Source organism: Candidatus Nitrosocosmicus sp. FF01, from assembly GCF_047711275.1.
GTDB lineage: Archaea > Thermoproteota > Nitrososphaeria > Nitrososphaerales > Nitrososphaeraceae > Nitrosocosmicus.
Genome location: NZ_JBLNIG010000002.1, coordinates 807,972 through 825,016, shown reverse-complemented (window position 1 = coordinate 825,016; position 17,045 = coordinate 807,972). Strand labels below are relative to the sequence as shown.

Genomic DNA, 17,045 nt, shown 5'->3' with positions numbered 1-17,045 from the left:
TTGAAGATCAGGACAAAGCTTATTCTTGCCCTGATACCCCTACTGTCGTTTTCTGTATTGTTGCTATCATATGTAGCATTCCAAAATTTTGCTACAACAATGCAAATGCAATTAATTAACGGTTTAGAAACAATAGCTAGTAATACTATGGATAACCTTTCACGTCAGATGTTTGAAAGGCTTGCCGATATACGATTTCTATCAGATAGTAATATACTCGGAAATTCAAATCTAACCAATCAAGAAAAGGTGAATTATCTTCGTTCGATGGAACGAGCATTTAAAGCATATTCATCAATTTCAATATACGATAAAATGGGTATTAAAATTGGAGATACACGGAACATTCATCTAGGAGAAAATGAATCTGACAAAGAGTTTTTCAGAGAGGCAATACAAGGAAATCTGTATTATGATAGTGTGCCTACTTATTCAGAATCTTTGAAACAGTATGTAATACATTTTGCTGCTCCACTACTTGACGAGAATAAGACGATAGATGGCGTTGTGGTTACAAGACACCCAATAAATAAGATTAATGATATATTTAAAGAAGTAATATCCTCTGATGAGAACATGGATAATACTAATACATATATCAAATTAGATTTGATATCTGCAAATGGTACCGTCATATATTCAAGTCACGATAGAGGATCAATTTTGAAAGTTCTACCAAATTTTCAAGAATTGATTTCCCAGAATAACTCTTCCTTGTTCAATTCCACTGCCCCGCAAATACAAGTTAATGATTTTGAGATACTTGTGAGTGTGCCTCAAGGATCAGGTCATTTGGATTATACAGGAAGCGGTTGGTTTCTTTTGCTGAGAGAAAATACTGATATCGTATTTGGAAATTTACAGAGAACAGTCGATCAATTTTTAGTCATATCTGGTATCATACTAACAATTTCAATAGTTCTTATTTTATTTATTGCAAGGACGATTTCCCTGCCTTTGTCAAAGCTTACAGATCTAGTAATTCGAATAGGTAAGGGAAACTATGATTCAAAAATTGACATTAAGAGTTCCGATGAAGTGGGAGAACTGGCCACAAACTTTGAGATAATGAGACAGAACGTACATGATGTAAATCGCAGTTTAAATAAAATAGTAGATGACAGAACACGGGAACTACAAGAAGCAAATGAAGAACTAAGACAAAATGATGAATACTTAGCAAATGTCAACAAAGAATTACGTTTGGCCGACAAAGCCAAAGAAGAATTTATGTCCATGGTAAGTCATGAACTAAAAACTCCGTTAGTTCCCGCTAGAGGATACATCGAGCTTCTACTTAGGCAAAAAAAAATAGGAGATTTAAATGAAAAGCAAAAAAAATATGCTAATATCATTTATAGGAATATTCTAAAATTAGAAGTTCTGGTCAATGATGTCCTTGACGGGTACAAGATTGACATGGGAAAATTAAAGGTTCAAAAAAATTTGGTAAACGTAAAAGTATTAATTTCATCGGTCATATCAGATTTAGACTCTCTTATTGGTGAAAAACAGATTACTGTTATCGTAGATTTAAGATTAGTTGAGGAAACTACTATTATGTGTGACCGCAGACGAATCGAACAGGTATTTGCAAACTTGATCAAAAATGCGATAGACTTTGTACCACCTATATCTGGCAAAATAACCATTATCGCAGAATTGGTAAATAATAATACAATGGTACAATTTTCAGTTGAAGACAATGGTACCGGAATTCCTTATGAAAAAATGGATAAACTATTTCACAAATTCTATCAAGTTGATACGAGCCTAATAAGAAAACATGGTGGAAGTGGACTAGGTTTAGCAATTTGCAAAGGTATAGTTGAAGCACATGGTGGTACGATATGGATTGACAAAGGATACAGAGAAGGCGCAGCATTCAGGTTTACAATACCCCTTTAGAATTGAGAGAAATGGCTATAATACCCCTACAATGAGTAATAATATGTCATCTTCATCCTCTGTGGCACCCGTTTCCAGACTCCTCATTATAGATGATAATGAGGATATAACTGAGTTGATCAAAGACTATTTGGAACCAGAAGATATCGAATGCAAGATAATTAATTCAGGGAAAGATGGCTTGGAGGAAATAAGAAATAAGAATGGATATTACGACGTGATTTTCCTGGATCTGGCCATGCCCGAATTTAGTGGTTTGGATGTTTTCAACAAATTAAAGGAAGAGCAGTTGTTAGATACTAATAATATAATAATATTTACGGCGTCATCTACGCAGAGCACTGAAATTGCTAATATGTTAAAGGACGGAGCCAAGTATATTTTGAAAAAACCATCTTCTATAGATGAAATACTTGATGTAGTTACAAAATTCACAAAAAAAAAGAATGATAAAGTTATTAAATCTTAATCTAGATATCCAGAAGATATTAAAATTTCAACCTTCGGCCCCAAAGCTTGAGGCAGCTTGGCTACGGAATAGTAATCTACTGACCTCATGTCATCAAGCTAAGATAAAAGAGACATTAAACATGATTGCTTAATGGTAATATCATAAATACTTTATATACCCCAGTTATACATCGTGTATTCTTTTTTATATTTCCCGTTTGTTGGACTCGACGAGTAAAATTGATATCTTTTACATCTAACCAAAAATTCTAATGATATCGAATATTAAATAATATGTTAAACTAAAATCTTAAATGAAATTTTTAAATGGGAAATTAAAACAAAATAAAAAATTAACTATGAGAGTATTTATGGTAATTATTTTCTCAGGAATTCTTGGAGTCTCATATATCGACTTTAAGTATAATGATGCATTTGCGCAAGCATTACAAGAACTTTGCACTCCAGATAGGGGGATAAATACCTCTCAATCTAATTGTTTTTCCAACGCTCAAAGTCAGCCTGTGTATAATAGCACAAATACAAATAATGTTAGGCCACCACCAGAAATCGGGCCTACCTATGCTAATGAAACAAACTAATTTTTATTCACTAAATGATGATATACTCATGAGTGTACTCGATAGACTCCTTATCACTTTTTAGGTATCAAATGAAAATGGGAAAAAAAGTCATCCAATGAAATAAAATCCTAAGACAATTATGATAGAAACAGCTGTGAGCATCACTCCTTCAAACCAATTGCTTTTTCCGTCATGATATTATAGTTTTCTCATTAGGTAGAATAGATTTCCTTTAGCACTTTTTGATTTATGTATAACTTTTGGAAAAGTAATAAGGTCTCAATTGAGGTCTACTTTGATATTTTAGTATGTTGGCAATACTATTATACAGAATACTATAGACCTCCCACTCATATTCTAGTTCTCCTCATTGATAGATAACTGATGAGAATATATAGTAGCCTTATTGCATCTCTTTTGAATAATTACAGATTCTTAACCAGTAATTCATCCAAACGAGATAGAGTAGTTTGTATAACATAGTATTTAATTACTGATCCGTTTGTTCATTATCTGACTTTTATGTAATGTTATACAATTTTTACACTGATTCCACTATTAACAAGTTGTAACCATAACCAAAAGAAAAAATAATAATGGTAATTGTTTGGATTAGTTTGCGTTTAAAACCTTACAATTGATTAGGATTGTTGTCTACTCTTGTTAATGAAGAATCTTAAAGTAGTATTATTTACTACCTTATTGATATCTGGTCTAGTATCAAATGAATATACTTTAGCTTTTGTATTCGCTATTCCATCCGATTTACTGAATCATAAATATGTTTTTGGAATACTCGTAGGAGTGACAGAAAATGATACTGGTAGTGTAGACTGGGTATTGTCTGGAATATGGAGGTCGGTCTTAGCTAATGATACAGGTGAAGCTATCACCTAAAATAACCAATCTTCCGGAGCATTTAAAGCTGCTATTGAGATGATAAAACCTGATGGTATAGGTAGACATACTCACACATTGACCAATTTTGTTGTACTAAATGCAACAGAAAATTCCGATAGAGATTCTGCTATATTTAATGGTGCTTCCACGGTAAGTTTACGTGAGGGTCCTGCAGTTGATATTCCTACCACAATTGAGAGATCAAATAACGGAAACTTATTTATAGTAACTATAGATCCAGAAAGCGTTGATTATCATTTTGGTAACTCGTCTTTGATGTATGGCATCAGTGCCAATCCTGAATTTATCAAACCTGCGTACAGCATACAATAATTTTTTCTTGGAGAATCCACATTTACGCCATCTATCCAATGAATTGGAGAGATGGCATGTAAGTCCTGTTACGAACAAGCAATACACATCATAAAGTAAAAATAATTTTTTAAAGTAAATTATGAATTAAGACTTATAATAGAACTAGTGTTAACCTGCCCTGCCTACTTGAAATTAGTAGATTAGAGAACTAATTTACATTTACAGTATCACCTCTTAGAATTACTGGATACATTTGAGAAAAAAGATAAATTATGCCTATATTAAGAATAGGAGTAAAATTGTTTAGCAAAACTCCCTGGGAGAGTTTAATACCAATTTATTCTTTCTTGTTTATTCTGAGCATTTTATTTATACCACGACGAAATTCATGACTTACTTTTTCAATTTGAAAAGATATGTTATTATTCATACGACTGTTAATATCATCGAGGAGCTTATCAAAATAGTCGGGAAAAGTAGCATCGGGTTTTTGACATGGAAATATTCTTACCTCTTTGCTGGTAACACGTATTAATTCCAATATAGAATCAAGGTGAAAATCATAGTCAAACATATTGTGATAATAAAAAAGCAAGTTAGAACTTAATACCAAATCAAATGTTGCATTTCCAAATGGCAGTTTAGGAAGTACAGCATGTATGTACCTATGTGTGGTAATATCACCCTTTCTTCCGATGAGTCTATCTAATTCATAATCTGAGATAAATCTTTTGAAAGCATTGTTTCTTGCTTCATACAGATCGCTAATACTAGAGTAGATTTTCCAATTATAAAGATCAGGGACTTGAGAGAGCTGTTTTATCATGTAATCCAAGTCCTCTTTTCCTCGGTTTCTTAGCTTGTTTGCATCATCCTCTTTGTATAGCAAATCACATCCAATAACTTTCTTTAATTGATATTGACTAGACAGAGCTTCAGCAACAAAAGAGGAAGTTCCAGACGGGCAATCTAACACGCTCAAACCTTTTAATTGGAAAGGATGCAAATTAAACATTGCCATATACTCGGAAAATGTCCTTCCAATGAATACGACTCTATCTAAATTCAGAACCCTTGGATCATTTAAAATGTCATTATCTTCTGCTGGTCGGCTTGACATACACTAAATTCTTATGAATATCTCCATGCAATAAATGACTTTTGATAATATATTCAGAAACTATGGTGAGGGAATGATACCGTGCTGAGACCCGCTGCATGTTACCCCGATGACATTTAAATTATTGTAGTGGGAAACGAACCTAACCACACAAATCTCAGAGGTAACTCTAACAGAGTCCCAGTCAGTATTGGAACTAGAGAATATTCAATAACTGAAGTTGAACCGCATCCTATCGACGTCATAGTTGAATTATCAGCGCAGGTATTTTATGAAATAACTGTTTAATGGAATTGTATACTTATTGATCCTGACGTTCCAATATTCGAAAGTACAAGGATTTCTGGAGGCAACCAAGGGTGTGCCTGTGTTATTATCCTAATCCTCGAGAATACAAGAGTTTCCAATAAACAGATCAAATTGACTCAAAACCTCTCATATTTCTAGTTTGTCGGAATAGATAGCGTTTGACTTATCGGAACTTTATTGAACTCTCTGTTCCATTACAAGTTAGTTAACTTTCCAATAAATTATAAAGTTCAAAATTCTCCTTTTTTAGATTTTCAAAGCTGATAGGTGGATAGCCTTTATCATACCTTAACTGCTCTCTAATTCTTTTGGTATAATTCCATCTAACTTTGTTTATTCTGTTGCATTTTTCAAACCATTCGGTTAATATAGAAATTATTTCATTTTGTGAAAGTCTCTTGATATTCTTAAGGTATGGTATTAGAATATGCCATAAACAAAAGTATCGGTGATCAGGGATAGGCGTCTCAAGGAGTTTATCTATCCAAGCTATTTTTTTGATATTGCTTTTAGAATCAGAATTTTGTTTTATCATTCGTAGTTCTTCGTTTTCGATCTTTAGTTGTATCAAGTGATCTAAAAATGGCATGACGAGAGAGTTTGTATTTGCTTCAATACCGTCCCATTTCTGAATTATCTTAACTGTCTGGTTATGCTTCGAATTTATCGTTCCAGGAATTCGGATTAAACAAGAGTATATGGAAGGATAATGTTTTGGGTCCCCTTTATTACTAGTTAAATATTTGCCCGCAAATCTGATGAATTCAGTACACAAATCATTTCTCAGAATAGGTACAAATTCCTCAAATTCTCTGAATGTTTCCAAAGGTGGTCTCTCTTTATCTCTAGTTTCTATCTTATTTGGCTGATAAATGTGATATCCACCACCCGTCCAAAGGACAGTTGGATGACCATTTATTTCTTCTTTTATCTTATTCAACGTTTGTTTAAGAATGTAGTCTAGTTTCCTGATAGGGTACTTACAAGTAGAGCATAAAGATAGATCCAAGTCGATGAAAATGAAACTAGGATACAACTTCTTTTTTTCCTCTTCATGGTGAAAGGGATAACCATTAATTCTGCAATCTACAAAGTTGGCCACTTCAAAATATTGCATCATTTGATCCTCAGAACTAACAAAAACCTGACCACTAGTTTTAGTAGTCATAATAGAACGCGGAAACAAGAATTCTTGACCGACAAAATGAGATAAAATAAAGTTAACATTCTCAATAATCGTGTGTTTTTTTCCCGCCAACAGTATCCCTTACCAATTGAGGAGAAGAAAAGAAATAAAAATTTAGGTATTAGTAGATAGAGGCTCAATCATTTATGGATCTTTGGTCTTAGAATTTTCTGGGTACATTCTATTGAGTCGTCACCACTTTCATCACATCCATCACCAGGTTTGACCAATAGCAATATTATATGCAAAAAGCCCTCTGCGATAGCCATTAGTATTGGTAGGAGAGAGAGTAACAAATTCCTCCTTAATCTTTTATTATCTTAGATCTTTCAAACTATTATTATCTTGGTTTATGCCACTATCCCTTTCTTCATCTAATCCAATTTGTGCTTGAGGGACAGTCAAATCAAGTCCATGATCTTGAAATGAATTATATATTCTCTTTCTAATCTCTGAAGCAATTTTAAGAAATTCTTTTGGCTTATTTGTAAATGCTCTGAGATCGTATACCGCACCGTAATCTTCAAACTTTACAAGCAAAACAAATGGATCCGTAACAAAATTATCAGCAGTATTGATAGATCTAGAAGTCCTTGCTACATCATCAGGAAAATTATCTGACGTTACTATTCCTTCCGTACCTTTGGCACAATCTATTAATATTTTTTCAACTAATCTACGGTCATTATCATACGTTAATGTAACATTGATTGTAATTGAAAGAACATCCAGCCCACTATAATTTACGATCTGTCTTTGTAACAGAGTTTGATTTGGAATTGCAACAAGTTCATTTCGTATGGTTTTAATTTTTGTATATAGCAATGAAATTTCTACAACATCTCCAATTAGATTCTCATCTTCTGTAGTTCTAATTCTATCGCCTAGTTTGAATGGACGAGCAGATAGTAACAAGATACCTGCTATCGCATTGCTGATTGTGTTTCTTGATGAAAACCCGATGATAGTTCCCGCAGCTACACTAATTGCCCCTGCTGCCACCCCGCTTAATGATGAAAAATGAAATATTAATATGATTATTGTTATTACTATGATTGCCATTTTCGTTATGGAATTGAATCCGGCTAGTTGTCTTCTATCAAGGTTTAAGGAATCCGCATATCTATTGATGAAGAATTTTAGGATGAAGTAAGTTGCAATAGCAACCGATACCACCATGGTAAAGAAAATAATGCTATCTACATAACTACCCAAACCTGTAATAGTATTTGTAGGCGGAGAAAATGAAGAAGAAGAAGAAGAAGAAGAGGACGACATTGATTCTGAGGGCTCTTCGCCGACAGAAAGTTCACCTCCTTCACGATTATCTACTGCAGAATTACCTTCGCTTTCAATACTTATATCGATTTCTTCTTGTCCGTAGACAATTCTTATAATTTGATCAAAAAGAAATAACATCTAAAGAAAATGAGTCATAATACTTGATATAATACAAAGCAGGTGGAAAATAGAGTACTAAGTTCAGTGTAGTAGTTATGCCAATCTTACTAATTAGCAACCATAGGTATGATAATATTTTAGATGGATTTGTCTTGGTTTGAAAATAGAACCAATATATTGCTAAACCTACCGTCCCATTCGATATGTACTGTTTTTCCTTATCAAAATAACTCATTAAAAATTGATGGAATTAATTAATGAAAATATTACAAAATATAGCATAGAAACTAAAATTATCCAGCGAATTTCGAACGAAATATACTGCACACTGGCAAATAATCACTGAAATGATGAATTTAAGAATTTTTTTATTCAATTAGTATATTTAAACTGCTTACCGTCCAAACCTAAACAAATATCCATTTAGTTCCCTTATGCTCCGTAGATTTGAAGCCACTAATATTGTCAGGTAAACTCTGTTATATAATACTGATCTAATTACAATCGAGTGTATGCAGTCCAAAACTTTGACTAAGACCCTCGGTATATTCTTGGGACCCATATTATTTTTAATAGTTATTTTGATACCAATACCTCAAATAAGTGGGGATTTATCGTTTTCCTCTAAAATTGTATTGGCTACTACCTTATGGATGGCAGTATGGTGGATTACAGAATGTGCTCCCATATACGTTACTGCTTTATTACCTCTTGTAATATTTCCAGCCCTAAAAGTAACCTCCTTTACAGAAACTTCTAGTAATTATACGGACAATATCATATTCCTATTCTTAGGAGGGTTTCTCCTCGCAAAAGCAGTTGAAAAGTCTAATTTACACAAACGTTTTGCATATAGAATGTTGCGTTTCTTTGGAACCGATCCAAAGTTTGTCGTATTATCATTTATGATAGTCACATGGTTTTTAGGAGCTTGGATGAGCAATACTGCCACGGCTATTCTAATGCTCCCAATAGCATTAGCAGTGATTTCTCTGATCAAAGATAAAGACAAGCACCATAAATTTGTCGTGTGTTTGTTACTTGCTGTAGCCTATTCTGCAAATATTAGTGGCGTTTCTACACTTATAGGAACTCCACCTAATGCAATATTTGCATCTTTAGCTGATTCTATAGCGGGAGTAGAAGTTACTTTTGGACAATGGATGCTATTAGGCTTACCGATTAGTGCACTTTCGCTAGTAATACTATGGCTATATCTAATAAGGATTGGTTCAAAAATTACAAATATCAAATTTGACATATTTGGAGAAAAAGACACTATTGCAAAAAATTTAAAAGATCTAGGGCCTATATCTCGCGATGAAAAGATAGTTGCATTGATATTTCTTATTACTATAGCCGCTTGGATTACACGAGGAATACTTTGGAAAGATATCGCACCTATGATAGACGATTCTATGATAGTGATTGCATCATCGATATCATTATTCCTTATACCTTCAGTTTTTGGAAAAAAACAAAATTCCAAGAAAAACGATGAAGATTACAGAGAGTTTGTAGGTTACAACAGTCAACCAAAAGAAGACAAAGAGACAAATGATAGCGAGCATAAACGCAATAAAACAGGTTTTGATGTCAATCGTCAGACATCGTCGAAGAAACTACTTGATTGGGACACAGCGGTAACAATTCCTTGGGGCGTCCTTATCCTGATAGGTGGAGGTTTAGCTCTTGCAAATGGTTTTACATCCACGGGATTAGGCGACTGGATTGCAAATCAACTAGATTTCCTTGGAAATGCAAATTACTTTGTAATATTGCTTGTTTTTGTTATGTTGGCAATTTTGCCAACTGAAATGATAAGCAATACTGCAACAGCGGCGCTATTACTTCCAATTTCCGCATCACTTGCGATGTCCATGGGATTAAATCCACTGCTTTTAATGGCGCCCATAGCTATTGCTGCTAGCTATGGTTTCATCATGCCAGTAGGTACTCCACCTAACGCAATTGTATATTCATCTGGGTTAGTGACTACGAGAGAGATGGCAAGAGCTGGATTACCATTGGATTTTATAGCTATCATATTAGTTACGACGTTAACAAGCGTTCTGGTTCCTTTAGTTTTTGGGATTTGAACATGTGACTAGATAGGACCCAAAATCTTCTAGCACTTGTCCTGTATCACTATGTTAGTGGTCTCTACTAATCGTGATACTGAATCGCCGATAGAGGTTTTATGTAGTTATGCGCAAGTTTTTTCTCTTCTTGTATATTTTAGAAGTATTAGATGTCACAACAATGGACAACAACAAATACCATATTTAACTTAGTTCAAATTTTGATGCATATGTGTCAGTCATTCGTCAATCTGGTTGCAAAACCGTAGTACTTATTGTAGACCAATTGTTTTTCTGTGACAGGTAAATTTGGGATAAACTTGATTTATTTCCGCAAGAGTATAGTCCAATCTACAAGGTTTCGAATTAACTCGCCTATTAGTTTTTTTGAGGTGTCATCCATTAGATTACCATTGGAGTCGAATTTGTCCGAAGAAAAAATTGACCATAACCTCAGGTCTATTAATGGGGTACATATTGAGGAAGACAAAAATTTGACGAAGATGGTATTGTGCTCTAGCTCCTCCTAACATTCCTATCAAGGCACTCATTATTGCAACTGGTTTACCATCAAAAGGATTATCACCATAGGGTCTTCAAGCCGAGTCAATTGCGTTCTTTAACACTCCAGGTACAGAGTAATTATATTCCGGAGTACTAATCAAAACATCATCTGCTCCTTTTATTTTGGATTTAAACCCCTTACTTTCTCATACATGTCTTTCTCAGTGTCTTGATTGAATGGTGGAATGACATCGAGTTCAAAAATTTCCAGAGTTGAATTATCAGGAACGAGACTAACGGTATTATGTAAAAGTGCTCTATTGAAGGATTCTTTTCTTAGGCTTCCAGCGAATCCAAGTATCTTAATTTTATCGTTCACGATCTTGTTGGTACAAGATCATGTTTATGTTTTATGCTCGACGCAATCTGATAACCATGTAACTTTCATGACAGCCACGGGTCTGTTAACTTTGATGTCCTGCCATTAATCAATTCATCAGAAAATTCCTTCAATATTTTTGGCACATCAAATAAGCGTAGGATGAATTTCACTTCAGAAAGGAGTTTAAGATACAATTCATTTTTTTATGAAAATCGAATGGTTATTATCAATTTCTATTATCTATGACTTTCAATTGCAGGTATTTTTTGTTTATAATTTATAGTTACATTCTCTCCTAATTGATAAGTGCAATTATCAATTGATCGGGGTATTCCATCAGAAGATTCTACAACACGGTAACTATATTTACTAAATTAGGCGTAAATGGTTAGAGGATCAAATTTTTAATAACGTGGTCTGTTATTCATTTTCTTTCGGACTAATTTGAAAACCTCATCTTTCTTATTCCAATCGTGTAACCGTTTCTAATAGACTTCAATTCATAGATAAGGCGTCTGTGTTATAGGACATCGCTTCCCGGTTTAAACACTGAGAAATTTCAATTAGAAGGTGAGTGTAAATGAAGATGATGATTACATCCATTATAGAATGGTTATCTAATTGAATTATTTAACTATTGGTTTTGATTGCCAATGACATATGGGTTATTTACATAGTACATGTGGTCATTATTTTTCCAAGTTATTATTAAAATATAGCGTATTGGATATTTAGATTATGATCTATGTCATATATTTAAAAATATTACATCAATATCCAGAAACAGAACAAGAATTTGGAATTCAAAATTTATTGGATTATTTCAATTTTTATTTTATTTGGATAGTAGATTAACAGATGATTTATTATTATTTAGTCACTTGACAATATCATTTGTGTTAGTTCAGATATTAAAGGCAAGAAATAATCCTATGTTTGTTTAGGTTATACGTTATTGTTAATATTTGCAATTACTTGCAAAAGAGAAGCAAGAATTTAGAGGTTTACACTAACAAGAACATGAAAAAAGTTCATTTGATTTATGATGGCCCTTCAATTCTCCATATCATTGCCAGTATTCCACGGGGTAATAATCGACGGGAGTTTTCCCTATTAAGGTGGTGTTTAACCCCAGTACTGAACTAGATTCTGATATTGCCGACTCGTAAATATTAGTAGTGGATATGGTTTGACCGGAGATACTCCCGCTAAATCCTGTGGTAAATATGAAAAAGATATACAATAAAGCGCAAGGCCCTACAAAGACAACCACTAAGTTGATATTAGTCATGTTGACTCATATACATCATTACATTTAAACAAATACAATAAATCGTGAGAGTAATCAAGGTCTGGGATAACGGTATCTATCTAGGGGTAACATAACAACAATTAGGTTAATATTTATAGTTCAGAACTATTCTTTCAAAGTAATTTGTAAATAACATTTTATAAGTTGTTATCATATAGTAAATAATGTACTCTAAAATTCTATCACCTATTGATGGATCTGATAACTCCATCAGAGCATTAAGACACGGATTATTCTTAAGTTCTAAATTAGGGTCAAAGTTAACTGTTCTAAATGTATTAGAAATACCGCCAGTCGTCTATGTTCAATCTCAAAAAGTTGTCGACTCGGTGAATAATTCGTTAGAAAACGAATCCAAGAAAGTTTTTGAAAGAGCCGATACAGAATCTCAAGAGTATAGTGTAAACTTTGAACCTGTTTTGGTAAAAGGACATCATGTGGCGTCCACCATAAATGAATATGCTGATCAACATGATATCGATGTTATAATAATTGGAAGTAGAGGGCATGGAAAAATCAAAACTACGATAATGGGGAGTGTAGCCCATAATGTATTTCATCATACTAAAAAGCCGGTATTAATTATTAAATAAGTATAAGAACAAAAAGCAACTTTTTTCTTTTTGTTAGAATTCTAAGGTCGATAAAATTGCCGAGTATATCTCCGAGGAGTGGCTTCATCAATCAGTCAAAGAGAAAGGCTACCCGAGGGTGATTGCGGTATAATGCAAAAGATATATAGTTTCTTAGAGTGATACCATTCTTAGTCATTTGTCTATTGCCTTTTGACATTGATTTGTCTTATTGAATTTCATATTTAATTGGTTAACTAATTATTAAGAATATTGGATAGCATATTTTAAAGGGAAAATATTCAATTGAGATAGTTACTATCAAAAGTTTCATGTGTCGAACTGTTACGATACATATAAATTATATAACAAAACGGCAATGTCATGATATCTAAATTTGTCAATTGAGTTTCAATATTATCATTGCAATCAGCTATTTCATTTTGGAGCACAAGGTCATAAATCCTGTTCAAAGTACAGAAAATCTTGTTGAAATCGGTTAAATCAACTGGAGATCGATTAAAACTTACTTTTGATGATCAAAGTTAGCAATAGCTCTATAATATTAATCATTAAAGCACAATAATATTATTATATAATATTATAGTATATAACGCTCTGACGTCAATCAATAACAGTAAACAAGGTAGAATCGAGCATTTTATTAAGAAAGAAACTTCTGACGAAAGTACCTATGAGAATATGATGAATTATAAAGAAAACAGTGTCTTAGATTTTAAAACCCTTCGTAATTTACGACAAGGTCGCTTAGAAAGTGTACTAAGTGAAAGATATCAGTATAACACATCTATTGAGAAAGGCCAAAGATTTCTGCTTCAACATGTCAATTCCAAACTTGATCTTGTAATTATGTACGCAGATATGGTGGGCTCTACCAAAATGAGCATGACCTTACCTACCGAGAAGGTCGTCACCATCATAAAAGCATTTTCTCATGAGCTATCCTCAGTAATAGAAAGTTACGGAGGCTTTGTTTTAAAATATGTAGGCGACGCCATTATAGCCTTTTTTCCCTCAGGATTTAACAAGTATCTTATTTGTGATAGAGCATACCGTTGCGCTAAATCGATGATATCAACACTAAGAAATGATATTAATCCAGTATTTCATAAACATGGTTATCCAGATTTGCAGATTAAAATAGGTATGACTGAAGGAGAAAGTGTTGTTATCCAATATGGAAAAGATAACAGTTCTCAAATAGATTTAATAGGATATGTCATGAACGTTACTGCCAAAATAACGTCAATAACTCTTCCTAACGCGATTTCTGTCGGAGGAACCTTTTATTCACTATTACATCCTAAAACACAATCCGACTTTGAAATACTCTCTTTGGAAAATAAAAACTGGAAATATGTTGATATGCACACTCAAAAGCCTTACACAGTATTTACTACTAAAAATGTAAGCCAATAGGTCTTTGATGGGCGAGGTCATATTGAGGGTTCAATTATGTATGAATCTTAGAAAATCTTGTTATATGAATTATAAGTCAAGGTTCCGTTTGTTAATCATACCTTCGAGTTGTTTTATAATAAATTAACTAATAGGAAAAACATCATTGAGAAACAATTTTAAATTTCGTTAACATTGGAGGTACGAAATTCAGTCCATTCTGAAGATAAAATATCAACATAAAATACTTTAGAGGAATATTATTACGCTCCTAATACGTCATAGCAGATCAGGAATGGAATAAATTAAATATATTAAAAAAATGGAATTGACTCTGAAGTACAATAGGATGACTGGTATTAATCAGACTTTGCAATCAATTAATTCTATATCCTTGAAATTATCTTGAGGCGGAGGTAACAGAAAATAATCTCACTATATACGGGAGCAATCTACGCATAAAAACCTATTTTAATAAACAAAGAAGGAAATCCCCTAACTCCCTCTATCCTTTACTATTCTCCACAATACTAATCGACTAACAAATGTATTTCATTATATAATAGTAAGGCAAGTTAAATCAATATTCTTTGTTTTTACAGTAACTACCATTACTTCTTTAGTGTGCATGAGGCGGAGGTGCACTACCTTTTGATAGCGCTTCATTATAAGTACCTTCGGCTTTTTCATGATATTCTAGATTAGATTGATCCACTTTGATCGCCTGAGGCGGACATACAGATACACAGGCCATACACCATATACAATCGTGTTCTCTGATTGGATCGGACTTGTCTGTAAAATCTTTTCTTTCTTCCTTTTCTGTGCTGCCAGTTCCTTCACTTATAGCATTAATCATTTCTATAGCTGGAACATCTTGCTCAGTTCTATACCATTGAAATACTTGTACGGGACATGCTTCTATACATGCTCCATCAGCATAACAAGAATCCCAATCGACTGCAACCATAGTTCCATGGACTCCTAATCCTACATATTCTTCACCCCTTGCTTTATACGCATCCTGAACTTCATTGCTAGTGGAGGTTTCTGCATCTGTTCTTCCTGGACCCCAAACATAGTGAAAGTGTTCATTATCAGAATGGTTATGTTTTCCAATTACTTTATGATTCTTTGGAAATTCTGGATCTATTGGCATACTGTACTTATCCAATTTACCTATATAACAACTCGCAATCATTTGCAATTGTTAGCAACTAAAACCTCTATTTGGAAATAATAATGTTGGTACAACCATCAAATAAATAGAATTTTTTACCATTGATTTAAACATCAGGATAATAATCATTAAACTCAATGGTGATAATATTATATTCTCTTTGAAATGGTTATAAATAGTGATGTGAAAGAACATTTACAAATTCCAAGATATCCCCGGATTCTGTTTTTAAATAGAGAAATCACCATAGCCACACAAAGGTTTTGCCCAATATTTCACGCCAATAAACTTCTTGACTTTTGTCCGACCAACATGAGCTATGTTTCTAGTCAAACGAGGACATTACTTACATTCAATCACTTTATCGACAAAATTATCAAACAACTATAATTCCACTATTTGATAAATCAATGATAAATTTTAAAGTCTTTCCGTACTATTCTTTCCTCATAATATCTGACCTCGATCTATTTTTTCGGTAAAACCAGTAGCGAAAGAAAAGTAGTTTTCTACGATACATACAAGAACTTTAGCTATCACCCCGAGTTTGTCACAATTTCACATTCAAGGTTTGTTACCTGCATCATCTCTATCTTCTGAAGTCGTCCAGTCGTAATTTTTGTCGCTGTCGCGATTTTTTTAGTACTAAGATATATGATCCTATCTGATTCGCATCCTATTTCTTTGAAATACATGAGTTAAAGTATTGTCAGATGCTTTGATGACGGTAAAGAGCATTTTGAATGTCGCACCATTGCATGCAAAAAAGTATTAATTGTGAATCCTTCTGCCAATATTCTCTTTTGACCTTTTACTTTTCCAATCTTAATTTTACCACTATCAGAATCACAATAGTTATTTGTATTATTATAGAAACAATAACTTCTATTGGCAAGCCTTTTAAACATTTCAAATCACTGTGTATGATTTTATCGATCTTGCTTTTGTGTGCATATATTATAATATCAAGGAACAGAAGTTAAACAATTTAATATACATGTTTACTTGTTTTTGGGCTCCATGCAATTTTCATGAAATGTCATATCCTCTGGCTTAACAACTCGGTCGTATTCTTCTCCAGACAAATAGTCCAAAGCAAGTGTAGCCTCTCGAAGAGAGATACCCTCTTTATGTGCCTTTTTAGCGATTTCTGCTGATTTATCATATCCGATAATAGATTTTAATGCAGTTACTAACATAAGAGATTTTGAAACCGTGTCGAGCATATATTTTTTATTTGGCTCTATTCCCGTAACTTCTGTTTGTTTTTCATCAAGTCCTATTACGCTTTTTTGTATACAAAATTCACGGAATGTATAACATGCATCAGCTAAAAGCCTAATTGAATGTAATATATTATATGCAATAACTGGTTTGAATACATTGAGTTCAAAATTACCCAGTGAGCCTGTCTCTCAGGTA

15 protein-coding genes and 2 pseudogenes are annotated in these 17,045 nt (G+C 33.3%); 8 read left to right on the top strand and 9 right to left on the bottom strand.

Features of this window, described 5'->3' with window-relative positions:
• From ACMT7R_RS09820 to ACMT7R_RS09800, 5 genes are all read left to right on the top strand, one after another.
• Window positions 1–1,908, top strand: a complete 1,908-nt coding sequence (locus ACMT7R_RS09820; RefSeq protein WP_415311551.1) for an ATP-binding protein — start codon at window positions 1–3, stop codon at window positions 1,906–1,908.
• Complete coding sequence (locus ACMT7R_RS09815; RefSeq protein WP_415311550.1) at window positions 1,856–2,377, top strand: response regulator; 522 nt, start codon at window positions 1,856–1,858, stop codon at window positions 2,375–2,377. Before ACMT7R_RS09820 ends, ACMT7R_RS09815 begins: the two co-directional genes overlap by 53 nt.
• A 295-nt stretch (window positions 2,378–2,672) precedes the next feature.
• Window positions 2,673–2,960, top strand: a complete 288-nt coding sequence (locus tag ACMT7R_RS09810) for a hypothetical protein (RefSeq protein ID WP_415311548.1) — start codon at window positions 2,673–2,675, stop codon at window positions 2,958–2,960.
• Window positions 2,961–3,608: 648 nt separating this feature from the next.
• The gene (locus ACMT7R_RS09805) at window positions 3,609–3,839 is read left to right on the top strand and encodes a hypothetical protein (protein WP_415311546.1); all 231 of its coding nucleotides are present in this window, start codon (window positions 3,609–3,611) and stop codon (window positions 3,837–3,839) included.
• 39 nt (window positions 3,840–3,878) lie between these two features.
• Complete coding sequence (locus ACMT7R_RS09800) at window positions 3,879–4,175, top strand: hypothetical protein (RefSeq protein WP_415311545.1); 297 nt, start codon at window positions 3,879–3,881, stop codon at window positions 4,173–4,175.
• Window positions 4,176–4,494: 319 nt separating this feature from the next.
• Here the strand turns inward: ACMT7R_RS09800 and ACMT7R_RS09795 are convergent, their stop codons facing one another.
• From ACMT7R_RS09795 to ACMT7R_RS09780, 4 genes are all read right to left on the bottom strand, one after another.
• Window positions 4,495–5,277 carry a class I SAM-dependent methyltransferase gene (locus ACMT7R_RS09795; protein WP_415311543.1) on the bottom strand — a complete coding sequence of 261 codons (783 nt, stop codon included), beginning with the start codon at window positions 5,275–5,277 and terminating at the stop codon, window positions 4,495–4,497.
• Window positions 5,278–5,791: 514 nt separating this feature from the next.
• Entirely contained in the window at window positions 5,792–6,844 is a 1,053-nt protein-coding gene (gene priX, locus ACMT7R_RS09790; RefSeq protein ID WP_415311541.1) for a DNA primase noncatalytic subunit PriX, read from the bottom strand.
• 68 nt (window positions 6,845–6,912) lie between these two features.
• Window positions 6,913–7,068: a hypothetical protein gene (locus tag ACMT7R_RS09785; RefSeq protein WP_415311539.1), complete on the bottom strand. Its 156-nt coding sequence runs from the start codon at window positions 7,066–7,068 to the stop codon at window positions 6,913–6,915.
• A 19-nt stretch (window positions 7,069–7,087) separates the two neighbouring features.
• The gene (locus tag ACMT7R_RS09780; protein WP_415311538.1) at window positions 7,088–8,191 is read right to left on the bottom strand and encodes a mechanosensitive ion channel family protein; all 1,104 of its coding nucleotides are present in this window, start codon (window positions 8,189–8,191) and stop codon (window positions 7,088–7,090) included.
• A gap of 509 nt (window positions 8,192–8,700) precedes the next feature.
• On the opposite strand from ACMT7R_RS09780, the gene ACMT7R_RS09775 reads away from it, so the two are divergent.
• Window positions 8,701–10,272 carry an SLC13 family permease gene (locus ACMT7R_RS09775; protein ID WP_415311537.1) on the top strand — a complete coding sequence of 524 codons (1,572 nt, stop codon included), beginning with the start codon at window positions 8,701–8,703 and terminating at the stop codon, window positions 10,270–10,272.
• 389 nt (window positions 10,273–10,661) lie between these two features.
• Here ACMT7R_RS09775 and ACMT7R_RS09770 read toward each other — a convergent pair.
• From ACMT7R_RS09770 to ACMT7R_RS09760, 3 genes and pseudogenes are all read right to left on the bottom strand, one after another.
• Window positions 10,662–10,919 (bottom strand): annotated as a pseudogene (locus tag ACMT7R_RS09770) (NAD(P)H-dependent oxidoreductase).
• Window positions 10,920–10,936: 17 nt separating this feature from the next.
• Window positions 10,937–11,137, bottom strand: a complete 201-nt coding sequence (locus ACMT7R_RS09765) for an NADPH-dependent FMN reductase (RefSeq protein WP_415311535.1) — start codon at window positions 11,135–11,137, stop codon at window positions 10,937–10,939.
• A gap of 1,069 nt (window positions 11,138–12,206) precedes the next feature.
• Window positions 12,207–12,431, bottom strand: a complete 225-nt coding sequence (locus tag ACMT7R_RS09760) for a hypothetical protein (protein ID WP_415311534.1) — start codon at window positions 12,429–12,431, stop codon at window positions 12,207–12,209.
• Between the two features lie 185 nt (window positions 12,432–12,616).
• Here ACMT7R_RS09760 and ACMT7R_RS09755 point away from each other — a divergent pair, with 185 nt between their 5' ends.
• Together ACMT7R_RS09755 and ACMT7R_RS09750 are read left to right on the top strand one after the other, a co-directional pair.
• Window positions 12,617–13,045: a universal stress protein gene (locus ACMT7R_RS09755; protein ID WP_415311533.1), complete on the top strand. Its 429-nt coding sequence runs from the start codon at window positions 12,617–12,619 to the stop codon at window positions 13,043–13,045.
• Window positions 13,046–13,726: 681 nt separating this feature from the next.
• The gene (locus ACMT7R_RS09750) at window positions 13,727–14,464 is read left to right on the top strand and encodes an adenylate/guanylate cyclase domain-containing protein (RefSeq protein ID WP_415311532.1); all 738 of its coding nucleotides are present in this window, start codon (window positions 13,727–13,729) and stop codon (window positions 14,462–14,464) included.
• A 598-nt stretch (window positions 14,465–15,062) separates the two neighbouring features.
• On the opposite strand, the gene ACMT7R_RS09745 is transcribed toward ACMT7R_RS09750, so the two are convergent.
• Both ACMT7R_RS09745 and ACMT7R_RS09740 read right to left on the bottom strand, forming a co-directional pair.
• Window positions 15,063–15,602, bottom strand: a complete 540-nt coding sequence (locus tag ACMT7R_RS09745) for a ferredoxin family protein (protein ID WP_415311531.1) — start codon at window positions 15,600–15,602, stop codon at window positions 15,063–15,065.
• 1,022 nt (window positions 15,603–16,624) lie between these two features.
• A pseudogene (locus ACMT7R_RS09740) lies at window positions 16,625–17,032 on the bottom strand (hypothetical protein); the annotation flags it as partial.
• Window positions 17,033–17,045: the final 13 nt, after the last annotated feature.

Excerpts from the sequence above, each read along its gene's own strand:
- ACMT7R_RS09795 (WP_415311543.1), bottom strand. The coding sequence starts at position 5,277 with ATGTCAAGCCGACCAGCAGAAGATAATGACATTTTAAATGATCCAAGG.
- ACMT7R_RS09745 (WP_415311531.1), bottom strand. The coding sequence starts at position 15,602 with ATGCCAATAGATCCAGAATTTCCAAAGAATCATAAAGTAATTGGAAAA.
- ACMT7R_RS09760 (WP_415311534.1), bottom strand. The coding sequence starts at position 12,431 with ATGACTAATATCAACTTAGTGGTTGTCTTTGTAGGGCCTTGCGCTTTA.
- ACMT7R_RS09755 (WP_415311533.1), top strand. The coding sequence starts at position 12,617 with ATGTACTCTAAAATTCTATCACCTATTGATGGATCTGATAACTCCATC.
- ACMT7R_RS09750 (WP_415311532.1), top strand. The coding sequence starts at position 13,727 with ATGATGAATTATAAAGAAAACAGTGTCTTAGATTTTAAAACCCTTCGT.
- ACMT7R_RS09780 (WP_415311538.1), bottom strand. The coding sequence starts at position 8,191 with ATGTTATTTCTTTTTGATCAAATTATAAGAATTGTCTACGGACAAGAA.
- ACMT7R_RS09805 (WP_415311546.1), top strand. The coding sequence starts at position 3,609 with ATGAAGAATCTTAAAGTAGTATTATTTACTACCTTATTGATATCTGGT.
- ACMT7R_RS09810 (WP_415311548.1), top strand. The coding sequence starts at position 2,673 with ATGAAATTTTTAAATGGGAAATTAAAACAAAATAAAAAATTAACTATG.
- ACMT7R_RS09800 (WP_415311545.1), top strand. The coding sequence starts at position 3,879 with ATGATAAAACCTGATGGTATAGGTAGACATACTCACACATTGACCAAT.